We start from the raw sequence: 16,333 nt of genomic DNA on the forward strand, positions 1-16,333 counted from the left end.
GAGAAATCCCGCCCCCTGGTGGGGACGGGATCCTTGATCTTGCGATCTGTGGAGCTAAGGAGAATTGAACTCCTGACCTCCTGCATGCCATGCAGGCGCTCTACCAACTGAGCTATAGCCCCTTGCGTTCTTCCCGCTCGGCGGGGCGAACAAGAAGAACTCTAGCCTGTGACCTGCCGGAAAGTGAAATCCGGCCCCGGCCCGGGGAGGCAGGCGGTCATCCGGACGGTGACCGGGGTTCAGTCGTCGTCGCCGAGGACCGGTTCCGGCAGCGTGCCGGCGTTGTGCTCCAGCAGGCGCCAGCCGCGCGCGCCCTGGCCGAGCACGGACCAGCAGCAGTTGGAGAGGCCGCCGAGCGACTCCCAGTGGTGGGGGTCGAGGCCGAGCATCCGCCCGATGGTCGTGCGGATCGTGCCGCCGTGGCTGACCACGACGAGCGTCCCCTCATCGGGGAGCTTCTCGAGGTGCCGCCGCACGACGGGGGCGGCCCGGTCGGCGACCTCGGTCTCCAGCTCGCCACCGCCCCGGCGCACCGGTTCGCCGCGCTTCCACGCGGCGTACTGGTCGCCGTAGCGCTCGATGATCTCGTCGTGCGTGAGCCCCTGCCAGACGCCCGCGTAGGTCTCCCGCAGGGCCTCGTCGTGCGTCACACCGAGGCCCGTGACCGAGGCGAGCTCACGGGCCGTGGCGGCGGCCCGCTTGAGGTCGGAGGCGACGATGGCGTCCGGCTTCAGGGAGGCGAGCAGCCTGGCGGCCCGGCGGGCCTGGGTCACACCGGTCTGGGTCAGCTCGATGTCCGTGGAGCCCTGGAAGCGGCGCTCCAGGTTCCACGCGGTCTGGCCGTGCCGCCAGAGGATGACACGGCGGCCCCGGCCCGGCTCGGCGTCCGTGACGGCCGCCGCGTCCTTGCCGGGCGCGGGCCGGGCGGGGGCGCTGCTCAAAGCAGCTCACCGCCGAGTTCGGCGGCCTCCTGGGCGGCGAGCTGGGCCGCGTGCGCCTGCGCCTTGCCGCGGGTCGCCTTCGCGTCCTCGGGCAGTTCGATCTCGGGGCAGTCCTTCCACAGGCGCTCGAGCGCGTAGAAGACCCGCTCCTCGCTGTGCTGGACGTGCACGACGATGTCGACGTAGTCGAGCAGCACCCAGCGGGCCTCGCGGTCGCCCTCTCGGCGCACCGGCTTGGCGCCGAGTTCCTTGTTGAGCCGCTCCTCGATCTCGTCGACGATCGACTTGACCTGACGGTCGTTGGGCGCAGAGGCCAGCAGGAAGGCGTCCGTGATGGACAGCACGTCGCTGACGTCGTACGCGATGATGTCGTGCGCCAGCTTGTCGGCGGCCGCCTGGGCGGCGGTGGTGATGAGCTCGAGAGAGCGGTCCGTTGCGGTCACTACACGGCTTTCGTCGGCGGTCAGTACCCCTCCAGGGTCTCACGGACCCCGCAGGTGCCCCCAAACGTCTGCCGGGGGCCCGGGACCGATCATGGCCCGGGCCCCGGCACCGTCGACCCCCGGGCCCCGGACCGGTCCCGGCCGGGGCCCCGGGTGCTACTGCTTCGCCCGGTAGTCCTGTCCCAGCGTCGCGGTGACGTCGGCGTTCGCGGTGACGTCGCCCTTCTTCACGACGGTCGTGGGCAGTCCCAGCGTCTTGGCGACCTCGACGGCGTCCTGCTTGTGGGCCGGGTCGGCGTAGACGACCTGGGAGGACACCCGGGCCGCGGTGCCGGAGCCGCCGTCGACGAAGGTGTAGCCGCCGTTGACCAGTGCGATCCGGGCCGCCTCCGTGGCGTCCTTGGCACCTGTGGCGTTTGTCACGCCGACGCGGACGGCCGCGCCCTTCTGCGGGCTCTTCGCGGTGCCGCCGAGCAGCGGCTTGATGACGCCGGCCGTGGCCTGGGCGCTCAGGGTGCCGTCCGGCTGGACCGGAAGGAGCGCGGTCTTGTAGTCGCCGCCCTTGGCGAGGTCGGCGAGCTTGGCGAGGAAGGCGCCGAGGTCCGCCTCCTTCAGGGAGGGGTCGAGGATCTGGGCCAGCGACTGGACCGTGATCGTGGCGGCCTTCGGGTCGGAGGACAGCTTGCGCAGCACGCCCTGCATGACCTGGCCGAACCGCTGCAGCTGCGCGTTCTGGGACTCGCCGGGGGCCCGGTAGGTGGCGTAGGCGACGGCCATCGGTCCGCTGAGCGTCTGGGCGTTGCCCTTCTTCACGAGCGGCGCGTCGCCCTTCTTGGCCTTGTCGCCGGGGACATTCGCGTTCGTGTCGACGTCGATGTTGCCGACGAGTTCGACGAGGTTGTTGAGATACGGCGTGTCCAGGCGCCAGGTGCCCTGGACACGGGTGCCGAGGACGGTGTCGATGGAGTCGCGCGTGCCGGTCGAGCCGTCGTCGTCGACGGACTTGGCGAGCGTGGTCGGGGCGCCGTCGTCGTCGGTCAGGGCAAGGGAGTTGGGCAGCAGCACCGTGGTGCCCTGCTTGGTGGTGGTGTTGTCCACGAGCAGCGCCGTGGAGGTGCCGCCCTTCTTGGTGTTGTGCAGGTGGACGACGATGACGTCGCGCTTCTGGGCGCCCGGGGCCGCCGTACCGCCGGTCGTGGCGGCGGTGGACATACCGGGCAGCTTGCCCGCGTACCAGAGGTAGCCGACACCGCCGGCCGCGGCGAGCGCGAGGACGACGACGAGCGCGACGACGCGGTTGCGGCCACGCCGCCGGGCCTCCTCGCGCCGCTCGGTGCGGCTCTCGGTGAACTTCAGCCAGTCGATGACGTCTTCGGAGTCCTCGTCCGGCTCCTCGACGAACGAGAACTGCTCGGTGCGGTAATCCGCCTGCTCGTCCGTGCCGGGCCCGCCCGCGGACCCGGGGCGGGCCCGACCGGGGCGGGGCTGCTCGGAGCGTTCCGGCTCGGGTCGCGTCTGCTGCGGGATGTAGGCGGTCTGCTCGGCGGTGGTGGGGGCGCCGGACTGTCCCTGGGCGGACTGGGTGGGCTGCTGCCCCTGGGCGGACTGACCCTGGGCGGACTGCGCGGTGGCCTGACCGTAGGCGTCGTACGGGTTGTACGCGTCGTACGAGGAGGCGGACGGCTGTTGCCCCGTCGCATACGGGTCGTATCCGTACCCCTGCTGCTGCGCCCCGCCCCCGTACGGGTCGTACCCGTGCTGGGGCTGTTGCTGCTGCGGCACCTGGCGGTACACAGGCTGCCCGTACTCGTCGTAGCCGACGAGCTCGTACTGGTCGCCCGTCGTGTACCCGTCGTATCGGTCGTTCACCGGTACCCCTCTAGTCGCCGCGGTACAGCTCGCGCTTGTCGATGTAGCGCACCACACCGTCCGGCACCAGATACCAGACGGGGTCGCCCTTGGCGACTCGCGCACGGCAGTCCGTGGACGAGATCGCCAGTGCGGGGACCTCGACGAGCGAGACACCGCCCTCGGGCAGGCCGGGGTCGGCGAGGTGGTGGCCGGGGCGGGTGACCCCGATGAAGTGTGCGAGCGAGAACAGCTCTTCCGTGTCGCGCCAGGTGAGGATCTGGCTGAGGGCGTCGGCGCCCGTGATGAAGAACAGGTCCGTCTCGGGATTGAGCGCGCGCAGGTCGCGCAGTGTGTCCGTGGTGTAGGTCGGGCCGCCACGGTCGATGTCGATGCGGCTCACCGAGAACTGGGGGTTCTCGGCGGTCGCGATGACCGTCATCAGATAGCGGTCCTCGGCCGGGGAGACCTTCCGGTCGGTCTTCTGCCACGGCTGCCCGGTCGGCACGAACACCACCTCGTCGAGGTGGAACTGCGCGGCGACCTCACTGGCCGCCACCAGGTGTCCGTGGTGGATCGGGTCGAACGTTCCGCCCATGACGCCGAGCCGGCGCTTGGCCGTACTCGCCGGGCCGGTAGGCATGTCCTGCTCTCCCATGCATGCAGACCCTACCGGCCCGGTCCGCGGGCCCCGGCCGTCAGGGGTTTCCCCCGGGCTCAGCGGTCCCGGTTGAAGCGGGTGGTGATCCAGAGCAGCAGGAGCAGCACGAAGAGCGCGCCGCCGCCGGTGAGGAAGGGGTTGAGGCTTTCGTGGTTGCCACCGCCTTCGCCTTCGGCGAGGGTGACCAGCGCGGCTGCGGTGCTTGTGAGGCTCATCTTCGACGGGACCTATCCGGAGGTGGAATCGGGACGACTGACTTCGGGGTCATCGTATGCCGGGGGTACCTGAGCGATCACGCCGACTCAGGGTGTGCTCACGGTGTGCGGGGCGGCCGCGGGGGCGATGTGCCCGGCGTCCGCGGTCGTGGGGGTCAGCGCGCGCCGCCGTCCCCCTCGGAGTCCGGGTCGTTTTCCGCCCCTTCGGGCCTGTTGCCCTGTTCGGTGTCGCCCGCACCGCTCCGGTCGGTGTCGCCGGTGGCGCTCCCGCCGTCCCGGCCCGGGTTCCCGCCGCCCTGCGCGGTGGCGCTCTCCTCGTCCTGGCCGGTGATCCCACCCTGGCCGTCGCGACCTGCGCCGCGATAGCCGCGCAGCAGGAACCACGCGGCGAACACCACGCCGACGATCATGACGACCAGCACCACACGGAGCAGATTGCCGGGGCCCTGCTTCGCGGCCGCAGCGGTGACGGCGAGCAGGTCGGCTGGGGGGACGTGCGCCATGGCGGGTTGCTCCTTCGGTCCGGTGCCCTGCCACGGTATCTCCGCCTAGGCTGGGCCCCATCTCGGGGGCATGACTCGCAGACATGGGGGACTACATGACCGACGATCACAGCCACGACCGGCACAGCCGGGTGCCCAGCAGGCAGCGCCGGCGCTTCCCGGCGATCTCCTCGCGCGCGTACGAGCACCCGGCGGACCGCTCGGCCCTGGTGGCACTGCGCAAGCTCAGCGGGTTCGACACCGTGTTCAAGGTCCTGAGCGGCCTACTGCCGGAGCGCAGCCTGCGGCTGTTGTTCCTGTCCGACTCGGTACGGGTGTCGGACCGGCAGTTCGCACATCTGAACGACATGCTGCGGGACGCCTGTTACATCCTGGACCTGGAGAAGGTCCCGCCGATGTACGTCAACCAGGACCCGGTGCCGAACGCGATGTGCATCGGCCTGGACGAGCCGATCATCGTGCTCACCACGGGTCTGGTGGAGCTCCTCGACGAGGAGGAGATGCGCTCGGTGATCGGGCACGAGGTCGGGCACGCCCTGTCCGGCCACGCGGTCTACCGCACGATTCTGCTCTTCCTGACGAACCTGGCCCTCCGGGTCGCCTGGATACCGCTCGGCAACGTCGCGATCATGACGATCGTGACGGCGCTGCGCGAGTGGTTCCGCAAGTCGGAGCTGTCGGCGGACCGCGCGGGCCTGCTGGTGGGCCAGGACGTACAGGCCTCGATGCGCGGCCTGATGAAGCTGGCGGGCGGCCACCATCTGCACGAGATGAACGTGGACGCGTTCCTGGAGCAGGCCGAGGAGTACGAGGCGGCGGGCGATCTGCGCGACTCCGTACTGAAGATCCTGAACCTGCTGCCGCGGACCCACCCCTTCGCCGCGATCCGGGCGGCCGAGCTGAAGAAGTGGTCCGAGACCCGCGACTTCCAGCGGATCATGGACGGTCACTACCCGCGCCGCGAGGAGGACAAGGACACCTCGGTGTCGGACTCCTTCCGCCAGTCCGCATCCGCGTACGCGGACGACGTGCGTCAGTCCAAGGATCCGCTGATGAAGCTGGTCACGGACCTCGCGGGCGGCGCGAGCGACCTGGGCGGCAAGGTCTTCGGCAAGTTCGGCGGATTCGCCGGCGGCGGCAAGGAGGGCCCGGCGGGCGCGTCCGGGGACGACACCCCTGGGGACTCCCCGGAGGCCCCTGAGGGGGACACCCCGAAGGACCGCGACCCGGGCACCGAGGGAGCCTAGGGCGGCCAGGGGCGGGGCTCAGGGGCGGAGCGGGTCCCGGGCCGGCTCGGGGCTCGGGGCAGGAGCGGGTCCCTGCAGGAGCGGAGATCAGGGTCCGGCTCGGAGCCCCCGGCCCAGGGCCGGAAGAGCCGGAGCGGGCCGGAGAAGCCGGGGCGGTCCGGGAGAGCCGGGAGAGCCGGGAGAGCCGGGCGGGCTCAGGGCAGCTTCGGTTGGGCGCTCTGCGCCAGCGTCCCGCACAGCGCGGCCGCACTGCCCGTCGCGTAGGGGTTGGTGTCGGCCGGGGCGCCCGCCTTGGCCGTCTGTCCGGCGAGCAGCGGGTGCAGACGGTCCGCGGAGTCGCCGGAGCAGGACAGCGGCCCTGCCTGGGCGTACGACGAGAGCACCTCGGCCTGGTGCAGCCGCAGGTCGTCCCGGTCGAACCGGAAGCGCAGCTCCCGCCGCACGGTGAACAGTGCGGCGTGGGCGTCCTCCGCGGCCCCGGCCGGCCGCAGCGCGTACACGAAGGTGTGGTCGGAGCTGACCTCGAGCGTGGAGGCGTCCCTCTCCGCGGCGTTCAGGGTGCCCTGGACCCGGATCCCGGAGTCGGCGAGGACGGCCTGCGTGGGGTCGAAGCGGACCAGCCAGCCCGTGGGTGCGTGCCGCCCGTCGGCCGCCGGGTGCTCGATGCTCCGGTCGAACTGGTCCAGCTGCTGCGGATCGAGCAGGATCCGCACGGGCCGTGAGGCACGGCCGGCCAGCACGTCCGGGTCGAGCGAGGAGGCGACCAGGTAGTCCTTGGCGATGGTGAGGGCGTTGACGATCTGGCTGTCGGAGAAGTGGGCGGTGCCGTGCGTGACGGGCAGGTTGATCCCGTCGGCGCCCAGCCGGAACTGCGCGGCGGGGCTGTGCGCGTAGAGCTCCTCGGACGAGCCGCCGGGCACCGGCCCCCTGGGGGCCAGCGGGACGACGGTCATCCGGAGCGGCTCGGGGGGCGCCGTGACGGGTGCCTGGTACGGGTGCCGTACGCCCATGTAGATGGCGGTGCCGAAGGCGAGGGCGATCACCAGGACGAGGATCACGGCCTGCCGGGAGAGGCTCCCGCGGAGCGGGGCGCGGCGGCGGACGGCCGGGGCGTGGTCGGCCATGCGCTCCCGTGCCGAGTACTCCTGGATGCGGGCAGCGCGAACGAACGATTCGTCGAAGACGACGGATCGGTACTCGTCATCGCTGCCACCGGGAGTGCCCTCGGGCGTCCCGTCCGGTGGGTCTCCTGGCCCGCCCATACTTTCAGGGTAGGTCTCGGGGACCCCCGGTAAACGCGCAGTTGCACGACAACTTCTGTCAGGTTCGCACCAGGCCGCTCCGGGCGTTCGGGGCGTTCCGGAAAGGCCTGTTCCGGGGCTCGCGGGCACCGCGGGGCACCGCCGGCGGGCCGGGTCGGGCGGGGCCGGGGCGCCGCCCGGTCATGGGGTCCGCGGCGCCGCCGACACGGCCGGACCCGAGTATTCCGCGGAGGCGGAGGGGTCGGCGGACGCGCTCTTGTCGACACCGGTCGATGCGGGCGGCGGCGGGGCCTGCCCCCCACCGCCCGAGGAGCCGCCCCGGTAGACCGCCGCGAAAGCCAGGGCGACCATGCCGATGCCCATGACGAGGGCGAGCATCCAGGCGACGGTACGGTGCCAGCGGGCACGCCCCACGTAGGCCGTGGAGCGGCCGTAGCCCTCGTCGGCGTCGTCCGGGTCGTACACGTCGTCGTCGAAGCCGGAGTCGTGGCCGAATCCGTCGTAGCCGTCGTCGAAGAGCTCGTCGTCGGAGCGTGCGCCCCGGGCGTGCGCCCGGCGCGCCTCGGCCTCGGAGGCCTCCGCACGCGCCTGTGCCGCGGCAACGAGCCGCTCGACGGCGGTGGGCTCGTGGAACTCTGCCGCCCGGACGAAGTCCTCGTCGAAGACCACGGAGGCGAACTCTTCGTCCGACACCCCGCGGTCGTGGTCGTCGTCGGGCTCCCAGCCGTCAGGGAACGGCGTGCCCCCCACGTCCTCCGGCACGGGTCCAGAGTAGACCTGGGGGGTCATTTTGGGCAGAGAGTGCGGAAATTCGACCGAGGGCCGTGCGCCGGTGCGCTCAGCCGCGTACGTGTCCGTCGCCCGTGACGATGTACTTCGTGCTGGTCAGCTCGGGCAGGCCCATCGGGCCCCGGGCGTGCAGCTTCTGCGTGGAGATGCCGATCTCGGCGCCGAAGCCGAACTGACCGCCGTCCGTGAAGCGGGTCGACGCGTTGACGGCGACGGTCGTGGAGTCGACCAACTGGGTGAACCGGCGCGCTGCCTGCTGCGACGTGGTGACGATCGCCTCGGTGTGCCCGGAGGACCACAGCCGGATGTGCTCGACGGCCTTGTCGAGCGAGTCGACGACCCCGGCGGCGATGTCGTACGACAGGTACTCGGTGTCCCAGTCCTCCGTGGTCGCCTCGACGACGGTGGCCTTGGAGTCCTTGGCGTAGGCGAGGATGCGCGGGTCGGCGTGCACGGTCACGCCTGCCTCGGCCAGCGCGTCCAGGGCACGCGGCACGAACGCGTCGGCGATGTCCTGGTGCACCAGCAGCGTCTCGGCGGCGTTGCACACGCTCGGCCGCTGCGCCTTGGAGTTGATCAGGATGTCGACGGCCATGTCGAGGTCGGCCTGCGCGTCGACGTAGACGTGGCAGTTCCCGGTACCGGTCTCGATGACCGGAACGGTGGACTCCGCCACAACGGTGCGGATCAGCGAGGCGCCGCCGCGCGGGATCAGGACGTCGACGAGCCCGCGGGCGCGCATCAGCTCGCGCACGGAGTCACGGCTCTCGCCGGGGACCAGCTGCACCGCGTCGGCGGGCAGCCCGGCGCCGCCGACGGCGTCGCGCAGCACCCGGACCAGGGCGGTGTTCGACTCGTACGCCGAGGACGAGCCGCGGAGCAGGACCGCGTTGCCGGACTTGAGGCAGAGCGCGGCGGCGTCCACGGTCACGTTCGGCCGGGCCTCGTAGATGATGCCGACGACGCCGAGCGGGACGCGGATCTGGCGCAGGTCGATGCCGTTGGGCAGCGTCGAGCCGCGGACGACCTCGCCGACCGGGTCGGGCAGGGCGACGACGTGGCGCACATCGGCGGCGATGGCGCGGACCCGCTCGGGGGTGAGCGTGAGCCGGTCGATGATCGACTCGCTGGTGCCGGCCTCGCGCGCCTTGGCGATGTCCTTGGCGTTCGCCTCGACGACGTCCCGTGTACGGACCTCCAGGGCGTCCGCGATGGCGAGCAGCGCGTCGTCCTTGGCGGCCCGCGGCAGCGGCGCGATCTCCGCGGCGGCGGCCCGCGCACGGTAGGCGGCCTGGGTGACCGGGGTCATGTTGTCGTACGGCGTCGTGGAGAGCGAGGTCATGCTCGCAGGGTAATGCGGCACCGGGGCCCCACGGCGCCCGTCCCACCCCCCGAGACGGGCGCAAACCGCCGGATCGGACACCTCCGGGAACGGGTGTACGCCCCCCGCATCAGAACGGGTGTACGCCCACGGGAGTCGCCGGGAGCGGTCCGTACCCCTCCGCGATCCGCTGGTGGTACGTCTCCCGGTCGATGACCTCCAGGCCGACGATCTCCCAGGGCGGCAGCTTCGCCGTCTGCCGGTGCTCGCCCCACAGCCGCAGCGCCACGGCGGCGGCGTCGTGCAGATCGCGGGCCTCTTCCCAGTAGCGGATCTCGGCGTGGTCGTTGGCGTACCGGCTGGTCAGCAGGAAGGGGTGGTCGTGGGCGAGCTGCTCGAGACCGCGCCGGACCTCCTTGAGCGGGGCCTCGGCGCCGGAGACGCTGAGGGTGACGTGCCACAGCCGGGGCGCTTCCTCGGTGCCCTCACCCGCGAAGTCCTCCCCCGCCGCGACGCTCTTCAGCGCCCGGTCCTCCCTCGCCGGTCCGAGGGCCTGGGAGACACCCGCATCGCGGGACGCCGCCTCCGGGCGCACTCGTCTCACGACGGCCTCCTCTACGCAATGGTCGTGCGGAATCCCTGCAACAAAGTTGAGCAGGCCCACAGCGTCCTTGGGGCGGTTTTCACGAAGGTCCCACTTACCGGGCCGCCCGGAACACGCGTTCCGAACCGGATCCGGCCAGGGGTCCGGGGATCGCCCCCGGGCCGGCACAGCCACGAAGGTCCCACTTACCGGGCCGCCCGGAACGCGCGTTCCGAACCGGATCCGGCCAGGAGCACGAGTCGCTCGGGACATGTCAGGAAACCCTTGCGGGCCCTGGTCCGTCTCCCCCGGCCGACGCGGCCGGCCTCACCGGAGGCACCGCGCCCCTTACGGCTGAAGCAGCACCAGATCGTCGCGGTGGACGACCTCCCGCTCGTAGGCGGGGCCGAGGTCGCGGGCCAGCTCGTGCGTGGAGCGGCCGATCAGCCGGGGGATCTCCTTGGCGTCGAAGTTGACCAGGCCGCGGGCGACGGCGTGCCCGTCGGTGTCGCGGAGCTCGACGGGGTCCCCCGCGCTGAACTCGCCCTCGACGGCCACGATGCCCGCGGGCAGCAGGGACTTGCCGCCGTGCACGATCGCGCGTACCGCCCCGGCGTCGAGGGTGAGGTGCCCCTGCGGGGTCGAGGCGTGCTGGAGCCACAGCAGGCGGTCGGCGGACCGGCGTCCGGTGGGGTGGAAGTAGGTGCCCGTGTCACGGCCCGCGAGTGCGTCGGCGGCGTGGATCGCCGAGGTGAGGACCACCGGGATGCCCGCGGCGGCGGCGATCCGGGCGGCCTCGACCTTGGTCACCATGCCGCCGGTGCCGACGCCCGCCTTGCCGGTGCTGCCGATCTCGATGCCCGCGAGGTCGTCGGGGCCGTGCACCTGGGCCATCCGGGACGTACCGGGCTTGCTCGGGTCACCGTCGTACAGGCCGTCGACGTCGGAGAGCAGCACGAGCAGATCGGCGCGCACCAGATGGGCGACGAGGGCGGCGAGCCGGTCGTTGTCGCCGAAGCGGATCTCGTCGGTGGCGACGGTGTCGTTCTCGTTGACGACCGGGAGCGCCCCCATCGCCAGGAGCTTGTCGAGGGTGCGCGAGGCGTTGCGGTGGTGGGCACGGCGGCTGGTGTCGTCGGTGGTCAGCAGGATCTGGCCGACACGGACGCCGTAGCGCGCGAAGGACGCGGTGTAGCGGGCCACCAGGAGGCCCTGGCCCACGCTGGCGGCGGCCTGCTGACGGGCCAGGTCCTTGGGGCGGCGGCGCAGCCCGAGCGGGGCGAGGCCGGCGGCGATGGCACCGGAGGAGACGAGGACGATCTCCTTCTCGCCGCCGCTGCGGCTCTTGGCGAGTACGTCGACCAGGGCGTCGACCCGGTCGGCGTCGAGGCCCCCCGCCGCGGTGGTCAGGGACGAGGAACCGACCTTGACCACGATCCTGCGGGCGTCCACGACAGCCTGCCTTGCCCCTGCCACGTGCTTTCCCCTATGTCTTGTGGCTCTGCGTTTTCCGTCCGCCGCCCCGGCACGCCGTCCGCGCACGTGCCGTGCGCCGTCTCCGCGCACGCCGTCCGTGCGCGTGTGGTGTGCACGTCCGTGTGACCGGCGTCTCCGCGACCGACTTGTCCATCGCCTCGATGATGGTCAATCTACGTGAGAACGGACGGGGGGCGCCGCCGCGTTTCGAGGGACGGACAGGCCCAAGAGGCCGGACGTATGTCCCATTTGTTCTGTTTTCCGGTGACTGTCATCACGCTGGATTGCTTGCCGGGCAGGGGAGGTCATACGGTCAGGGGTCCCCTCTGTCCGATACCCCGCCAGGAGCCCAGCCCGTGCCCTCTGCCGGTCTCGCCCCACGCCGCATCGTGCAGCTCTCAGCGCTCACCGCGATGTTCGCGTTCTTCACGGCCCAGCTCGTCGGTGCACTCGTACCGAACGTGCCGGTGTTCGTCGCGGCCTCCGCCGCCGGTCTCGCTCTCGACACCTATCTGCAGCACAAGCAGCCCGGCCTGCTCTCGCTGCTGGGCAAGATCCGGTTCGATGTGACGGTCCGGCAGCTGCTGCGCGACATGCTCATCCTGGTCGGACTGCTGCGGATAGACGACATCGAGCCGCTGAACCAGCAGGCTCCGCTCACCATCGCGCTCCTCGCGGTCTACGGACTCCACTTCGCCTGCCAGGCCGCCGCGGTGCTGGTCCGCAGGTCCCGCACGCTGCCGATCGTCACCCGCAACATCGACGCCTCCGAGCTGCACCTGACCGCCGCGCCGCCGCGCATCCTGGCGCGCCGTCCGGGCCACCGGCTGCTGACGTTCTCGATCCCGGGCACGATCGGCCTGCTGGCGACGGCTGCCGCCAAGGACGCGTCCTGGGGCCTGATCGGCGTGTGCCTGTCCGACGCGTTCATGCTCGCCGGCGTCGTGTACCTCGCCACCTGGCTGCTGCCGAAGAAGCGTTCGGCGAACGAGCAGAAGGTCATGCAGTGGCTGGACAAGTGGCTGGCGGACTACCGGCCGACCGTCGCCATGTACTTCTCGGGCGGCACGTCCTCCGCCTACCAGGCCAACATGTGGCTGTCGACGCTCTCGAAGCTGGAGGGCAAGCCGCTGATCGTGCTGCGCGAGCGGTTCATGGTGCAGAAGATCGACGCGACCGACGTGCCGGTCATCTGCTTCCCGAAGGTCGCCACGATGTTCTCGCTGGAGAACTCGACGCTGAAGATGATGCTGCACCCCGCGAACTCCGGTAAGACCTCGCAGGTGTTGCGCATCCCCACGATCAAGCACGCGTTCATCAACCACGGCGAGAGCGACAAGCTGTCCTCCTGCAACCCGTACGCGAAGGCGTACGACGAGGTGTGGGTCGCCGGCCCCGCGGCGCGCGAGCGGTACCTGCTCGCCGAAGTGGGCGTCGAGAACAAGGACATCGTCGAGGTCGGCCGCCCGCAGCTGGCGCCCATCCGCCCGTACGGCGGCGCGCCCACGGGCCCGTACACGACCGTCCTGTACGCACCCACCTGGGAGGGCTGGGACGGCAACCCCGGCAACACCTCGGTGGTGCTGGCCGGCGAGAACATCGTCCGCCATCTGCTCGCCGACCCGGGTGTGCGCCTCCTCTACAAGCCGCACCCGATGACCGGCTCCGTCGACCCGCGCGCGGGCGCCGCCAACGTGCGGATCAAGGCGATGATCCGCGAGGCCAACACGCAGCGTTCCGGCGCCCGGCCGGGCCCGGAGGCCGCCGCCGAACTGGCGCGGCGCACGGCCGAGCTGGACCAGCTGACGTCGTCCGCGTTCCGTGCGAGCGCGGACGAGATGGAGCGGATGCTGCTCCAGGGCACCCCGCAGGGCGACCACGAGACGGCCATCGCGGAGGCGACGACCGCGTGGGAGGCCGCGTACTGGGCGTCCCTCCCGGAATGGGAGCACCAGATCATCACGGACGCACGTCCGGCGATCTTCGCCTGCTTCAACCAGGCCGACCTGCTGATCAGTGACGTGTCGAGCGTCGTCTCCGACTGGCTGAGCAGCGAGAAGCCGTACGCGGTCGCCAACACCTCCGGGATGACCGAGGCCGCCTTCCGCGCCGGGTTCCCCACGGTGAGCGCGGGCACGGTCCTCACGCCCGCGGCGGACGGTGTCCCGGCCCTCCTGGAGTCGGTCCGCTCGCCCGAGAAGGACGCCTTCACCGAGGCGCGTGCCGAGCTGAAGGAGCACCTCCTCGGCCCGTCGGACCCGCCGTCGCTCGCCCGCTTCGACGGCGCGGTGCAGGCACTGTGCACCCAGGCCGACGAGCGGCGCGTCCGCATGGCCGGGCGTCTCGCGGCGGAGATCCCCTCTCCGCGCGGTGCCGCCGACGCCGAGGCGGCCGAGGAAGCCGCCCAGGAGGCACCGGAGTCGAACGGCGCCGAGGACTCGGTCAACGCCTAGCTCCCGAGCGTGAAGAAGGGGCCCCGGAAGTGATCTTCCGGGGCCCCTTCGCATAAGGTCCTCTGCACGCACTTCACCGCGTGTACCTGTCATCTTCACCTGGAGGACCCATGAAGCAGGCCCCGCTCACCCGCCGCGGGCTGCTCAAGGCCGGCGGTGGCCTCGGTCTCGCCGCCCTCGGACTCGGGCTGGGCGCCGGACCCGCCTCGGCCACGGTGCCGTCGTCGCAGCGCTTCGACCTCACGCAGCCGTCGTACGACCTGTACCGCAGCCAGCCGCTGCACGACTCGACGGTGCAGCAGGGCTTCGCCTTCGACAACGTCAACCGGCGGCTGTTCGTGGCCCAGCGGCTCGACGGCTCGTCCGACACGGCGGGCGACCTGTGCATCACCCAGCTCGACTTCGACGGCAACTACCTCGGCTACATGCACCTCAAGGGCTTCGGCCACGGTGTCGCCTTCGGCGCGCAGGGAGTCGGCACGTCGACGTACCTGTGGACCGAGGTCGACGCCAACTCCAACGGGTACGGGCAGCGGCTCGCCCGTTTCAAGTTCACCAGCGGGACGACCCTGACGAACACGTCGTCCGCACTGACGAAGTTCACGCCCGTGTCGACGGCGAACGAGCACACGTGCTCCATCGACCCCGTGAACAACCGTCTGATCGTGCGCTACAACGTCAGCGGCGACGGAAAGCACATCGCCGTCTACGACCTCACGGCGGCCACGAACGGCAACTTCGGCAGCCCGCTGGCGAACTTCAAGCAGCCGGCGCTGCCGACGATGTCGCAGACCTTCCAGGGGTACACGGCCTACGGCCAGTACCTGTACGTCATGACGGGCGACTCGAAGGACGTGACCGGCGAGGACAACATCAACTCGGAGATCACCACCATCAACATGAACACGGGCGCGATCGCCCAGGCGCCGGTGTTCACGCAGGCCGGCTCGACCCTCACCTTCCGTGAGCCGGAGGGCCTCGCCATCTACCAGACGGTGGGCGGCGAGGTCCGGCTCTTCCTCGGCTTCGCCTCGGGCGTCTCCGGGGACCGCCGTTCCAACCTGTTCTACAAGAACGTGCTGGTCTAGCGTTCCGCGGGCCCTGGGGACGCGGAACGCTCCGCGCCCCAGGGACGGCCCGGGCCCGGCTAGAAGGGCTCGAAGTCGTCGAACTCGCGCTGTGCGTCGTCGCGTTCCGCCTCGCGGTCACGGCGGCGCTGGGCTGCGGGGCGGGGTGCCTCGAAGCGGTGGTCCTCGCCACGGCGGCCGAGCATCTCCGCACCGGCCGTCAGCGAGGGCTCCCAGTCGAAGACGACTGCGTCCTCCTCGGAACCGATGGCGACTCCGTCACCGGCCCGGGCACCCGCCTTCACGAGCTCCTCCTCGACGCCGAGGCGGTTGAGGCGGTCGGCGAGGTAGCCGACGGCCTCGTCGTTGTTGAAGTCGGTCTGGCGCACCCAGCGTTCGGGCTTCTCGCCGCGCACGCGGAAGATGCCGTCGTCCTCGCGGGTGACGGTGAAGCCCGCGTCGTCGACCGCCTTCGGGCGGATGACGATCCGGGTCGACTCCTCCTTCGGCTTCGCGGCACGCGCCTTGGCGACGATGTCGGCCAGCGCGAACGACAGCTCCTTCAGGCCCTTGCGGGAGACCGCCGAGACCTCGAGGACGTGGTAGCCGCGTGCCTCCAGATCCGGGCGGACCATGTCCGCGAGGTCCTGTCCGTCCGGTACGTCGATCTTGTTGAGGACGACCACCCGGGGACGGTTGTCGAGGCCGCCGTACTGCGCCAGCTCCTCCTCGATGGCGTCGAGGTCGGAGGCGGGGTCGCGCTCCGATTCGAGGGTGGCGGTGTCCAGGACGTGGACCAGGACCGAGCAGCGCTCGACGTGGCGCAGGAACTCCAGGCCCAGGCCCTTGCCCTGGCTGGCACCGGGGATGAGGCCCGGCACGTCCGCGATGGTGTAGACGGTGGCGCCGGCGGTGACCACGCCCAGGTTCGGGACGAGGGTGGTGAAGGGGTAGTCCGCGATCTTCGGCCGCGCGGCGGAGAGCACCGAGATCAGCGAGGACTTGCCCGCGCTCGGGTAGCCGACGAGGGCCACGTCCGCGACGGTCTTCAGCTCGAGGACGATGTCGTCGGACTTGCCCGGCTCGCCCAGCAGCGCGAAGCCCGGGGCCTTGCGCCGCGCCGACGCCAGCGCCGCGTTGCCGAGGCCGCCGCGGCCGCCCTGGGCGGCGACGTACGACGTTCCGTGGCCGACGAGGTCCGCGAGGACGTTGCCCCGCTTGTCGAGGACGACCGTGCCGTTCGGGACCGGCAGGACCAGGTCCTGACCGTCCTTGCCGGAGCGGTTGCCGCCCTCGCCGGGCTTGCCATTGGTGGCCTTGCGGTGCGGGCTGTGGTGGTAGTCGAGCAGCGTGGTGACCGACTGGTCGACGGTCAGGATCACATCGCCGCCCCGGCCGCCGTTGCCGCCGTCGGGGCCGCCGAGCGGCTTGAACTTCTCGCGATGCACGGAGGCACAGCCGTGGCCTCCGTTACCCGCGGCGATGTACAGCTCGACGCGGTCCACGAAGGTGGTCATGGAAGTG

Annotated in this window: 15 protein-coding genes and 1 tRNA gene; 3 read left to right on the forward strand and 13 right to left on the reverse strand. The window is 71.3% G+C overall.

The features are described 5' to 3' along the window. Nucleotides 1-49: 49 nt before the first annotated feature. The 7 genes from ACWCP6_RS02270 to ACWCP6_RS02300 all read right to left on the reverse strand — a co-directional run bounded on the left by ACWCP6_RS02270 (nt 50) and on the right by ACWCP6_RS02300 (nt 4,611). A tRNA-Ala gene (locus ACWCP6_RS02270) sits at nt 50-122 on the reverse strand. 117 nt (nt 123-239) lie between these two features. Beyond that, nucleotides 240-857, reverse strand: coding sequence for a histidine phosphatase family protein (locus ACWCP6_RS02275; RefSeq protein WP_450930557.1), 618 nt, complete (start codon nt 855-857; stop codon nt 240-242). Between the two features lie 80 nt (nt 858-937). Next, nucleotides 938-1,384, reverse strand: a complete 447-nt coding sequence (gene rsfS / locus ACWCP6_RS02280; protein ID WP_450930402.1) for a ribosome silencing factor — start codon at nt 1,382-1,384, stop codon at nt 938-940. Between the two features lie 156 nt (nt 1,385-1,540). Then, nucleotides 1,541-3,253, reverse strand: coding sequence for an LCP family protein (locus tag ACWCP6_RS02285; RefSeq protein ID WP_450930403.1), 1,713 nt, complete (start codon nt 3,251-3,253; stop codon nt 1,541-1,543). Nucleotides 3,254-3,263: 10 nt separating this feature from the next. Next, on the reverse strand, nt 3,264-3,890 hold the full coding sequence (gene nadD, locus ACWCP6_RS02290) for a nicotinate-nucleotide adenylyltransferase (protein ID WP_450930404.1): 627 nt from the start codon (nt 3,888-3,890) through the stop codon (nt 3,264-3,266). Between the two features lie 59 nt (nt 3,891-3,949). Then, complete coding sequence (locus ACWCP6_RS02295; RefSeq protein WP_450930405.1) at nt 3,950-4,108, reverse strand: hypothetical protein; 159 nt, start codon at nt 4,106-4,108, stop codon at nt 3,950-3,952. A 155-nt stretch (nt 4,109-4,263) separates the two neighbouring features. Further along, nucleotides 4,264-4,611, reverse strand: a complete 348-nt coding sequence (locus ACWCP6_RS02300; protein ID WP_450930406.1) for a hypothetical protein — start codon at nt 4,609-4,611, stop codon at nt 4,264-4,266. 95 nt (nt 4,612-4,706) lie between these two features. Between ACWCP6_RS02300 and ACWCP6_RS02305 the strand changes: the two genes are divergently transcribed. Next, nucleotides 4,707-5,858: a M48 family metallopeptidase gene (locus ACWCP6_RS02305; protein WP_450930407.1), complete on the forward strand. Its 1,152-nt coding sequence runs from the start codon at nt 4,707-4,709 to the stop codon at nt 5,856-5,858. A gap of 194 nt (nt 5,859-6,052) precedes the next feature. On the opposite strand, the gene ACWCP6_RS02310 is transcribed toward ACWCP6_RS02305, so the two are convergent. From ACWCP6_RS02310 to proB, 5 genes are all read right to left on the reverse strand, one after another. Next, nucleotides 6,053-7,120, reverse strand: coding sequence for an SCO2583 family membrane protein (locus ACWCP6_RS02310; protein ID WP_450930408.1), 1,068 nt, complete (start codon nt 7,118-7,120; stop codon nt 6,053-6,055). Nucleotides 7,121-7,300: 180 nt separating this feature from the next. Beyond that, on the reverse strand, nt 7,301-7,882 hold the full coding sequence (locus ACWCP6_RS02315) for an SCO2584 family spore wall biosynthesis protein (RefSeq protein WP_450930409.1): 582 nt from the start codon (nt 7,880-7,882) through the stop codon (nt 7,301-7,303). A gap of 76 nt (nt 7,883-7,958) precedes the next feature. After that, nucleotides 7,959-9,251, reverse strand: coding sequence for a glutamate-5-semialdehyde dehydrogenase (locus tag ACWCP6_RS02320; RefSeq protein ID WP_450930410.1), 1,293 nt, complete (start codon nt 9,249-9,251; stop codon nt 7,959-7,961). Between the two features lie 109 nt (nt 9,252-9,360). Next, entirely contained in the window at nt 9,361-9,825 is a 465-nt protein-coding gene (locus ACWCP6_RS02325) for a hypothetical protein (protein ID WP_450930558.1), read from the reverse strand. A gap of 336 nt (nt 9,826-10,161) precedes the next feature. Beyond that, nucleotides 10,162-11,289, reverse strand: coding sequence for a glutamate 5-kinase (gene proB, locus ACWCP6_RS02330; RefSeq protein ID WP_450930411.1), 1,128 nt, complete (start codon nt 11,287-11,289; stop codon nt 10,162-10,164). Nucleotides 11,290-11,645: 356 nt separating this feature from the next. Between proB and ACWCP6_RS02335 the strand changes: the two genes are divergently transcribed. Both ACWCP6_RS02335 and ACWCP6_RS02340 read left to right on the forward strand, forming a co-directional pair. Then, nucleotides 11,646-13,742, forward strand: a complete 2,097-nt coding sequence (locus tag ACWCP6_RS02335) for a hypothetical protein (protein WP_450930412.1) — start codon at nt 11,646-11,648, stop codon at nt 13,740-13,742. A gap of 110 nt (nt 13,743-13,852) precedes the next feature. Further along, entirely contained in the window at nt 13,853-14,830 is a 978-nt protein-coding gene (locus tag ACWCP6_RS02340; RefSeq protein WP_450930413.1) for a phage baseplate protein, read from the forward strand. A gap of 59 nt (nt 14,831-14,889) precedes the next feature. Here ACWCP6_RS02340 and obgE read toward each other — a convergent pair whose 3' ends face one another. Continuing rightward, a complete protein-coding gene (gene obgE / locus ACWCP6_RS02345; protein WP_450930414.1) occupies nt 14,890-16,326 on the reverse strand; it encodes a GTPase ObgE in 1,437 nt (478 codons plus the stop codon). Nucleotides 16,327-16,333: the final 7 nt, after the last annotated feature.

Source organism: Streptomyces sp. NPDC002004, from assembly GCF_053593975.1.

Coding starts and splice junctions, on each gene's coding strand:
- nadD (WP_450930404.1), bottom strand. CDS start 3,890: ATGGGAGAGCAGGACATGCCTACCGGCCCGGCGAGTACGGCCAAGCGC.
- ACWCP6_RS02295 (WP_450930405.1), bottom strand. CDS start 4,108: ATGAGCCTCACAAGCACCGCAGCCGCGCTGGTCACCCTCGCCGAAGGC.
- ACWCP6_RS02300 (WP_450930406.1), bottom strand. CDS start 4,611: ATGGCGCACGTCCCCCCAGCCGACCTGCTCGCCGTCACCGCTGCGGCC.
- ACWCP6_RS02305 (WP_450930407.1), top strand. CDS start 4,707: ATGACCGACGATCACAGCCACGACCGGCACAGCCGGGTGCCCAGCAGG.
- ACWCP6_RS02310 (WP_450930408.1), bottom strand. CDS start 7,120: ATGGGCGGGCCAGGAGACCCACCGGACGGGACGCCCGAGGGCACTCCC.
- ACWCP6_RS02320 (WP_450930410.1), bottom strand. CDS start 9,251: ATGACCTCGCTCTCCACGACGCCGTACGACAACATGACCCCGGTCACC.
- ACWCP6_RS02340 (WP_450930413.1), top strand. CDS start 13,853: ATGAAGCAGGCCCCGCTCACCCGCCGCGGGCTGCTCAAGGCCGGCGGT.
- obgE (WP_450930414.1), bottom strand. CDS start 16,326: ATGACCACCTTCGTGGACCGCGTCGAGCTGTACATCGCCGCGGGTAAC.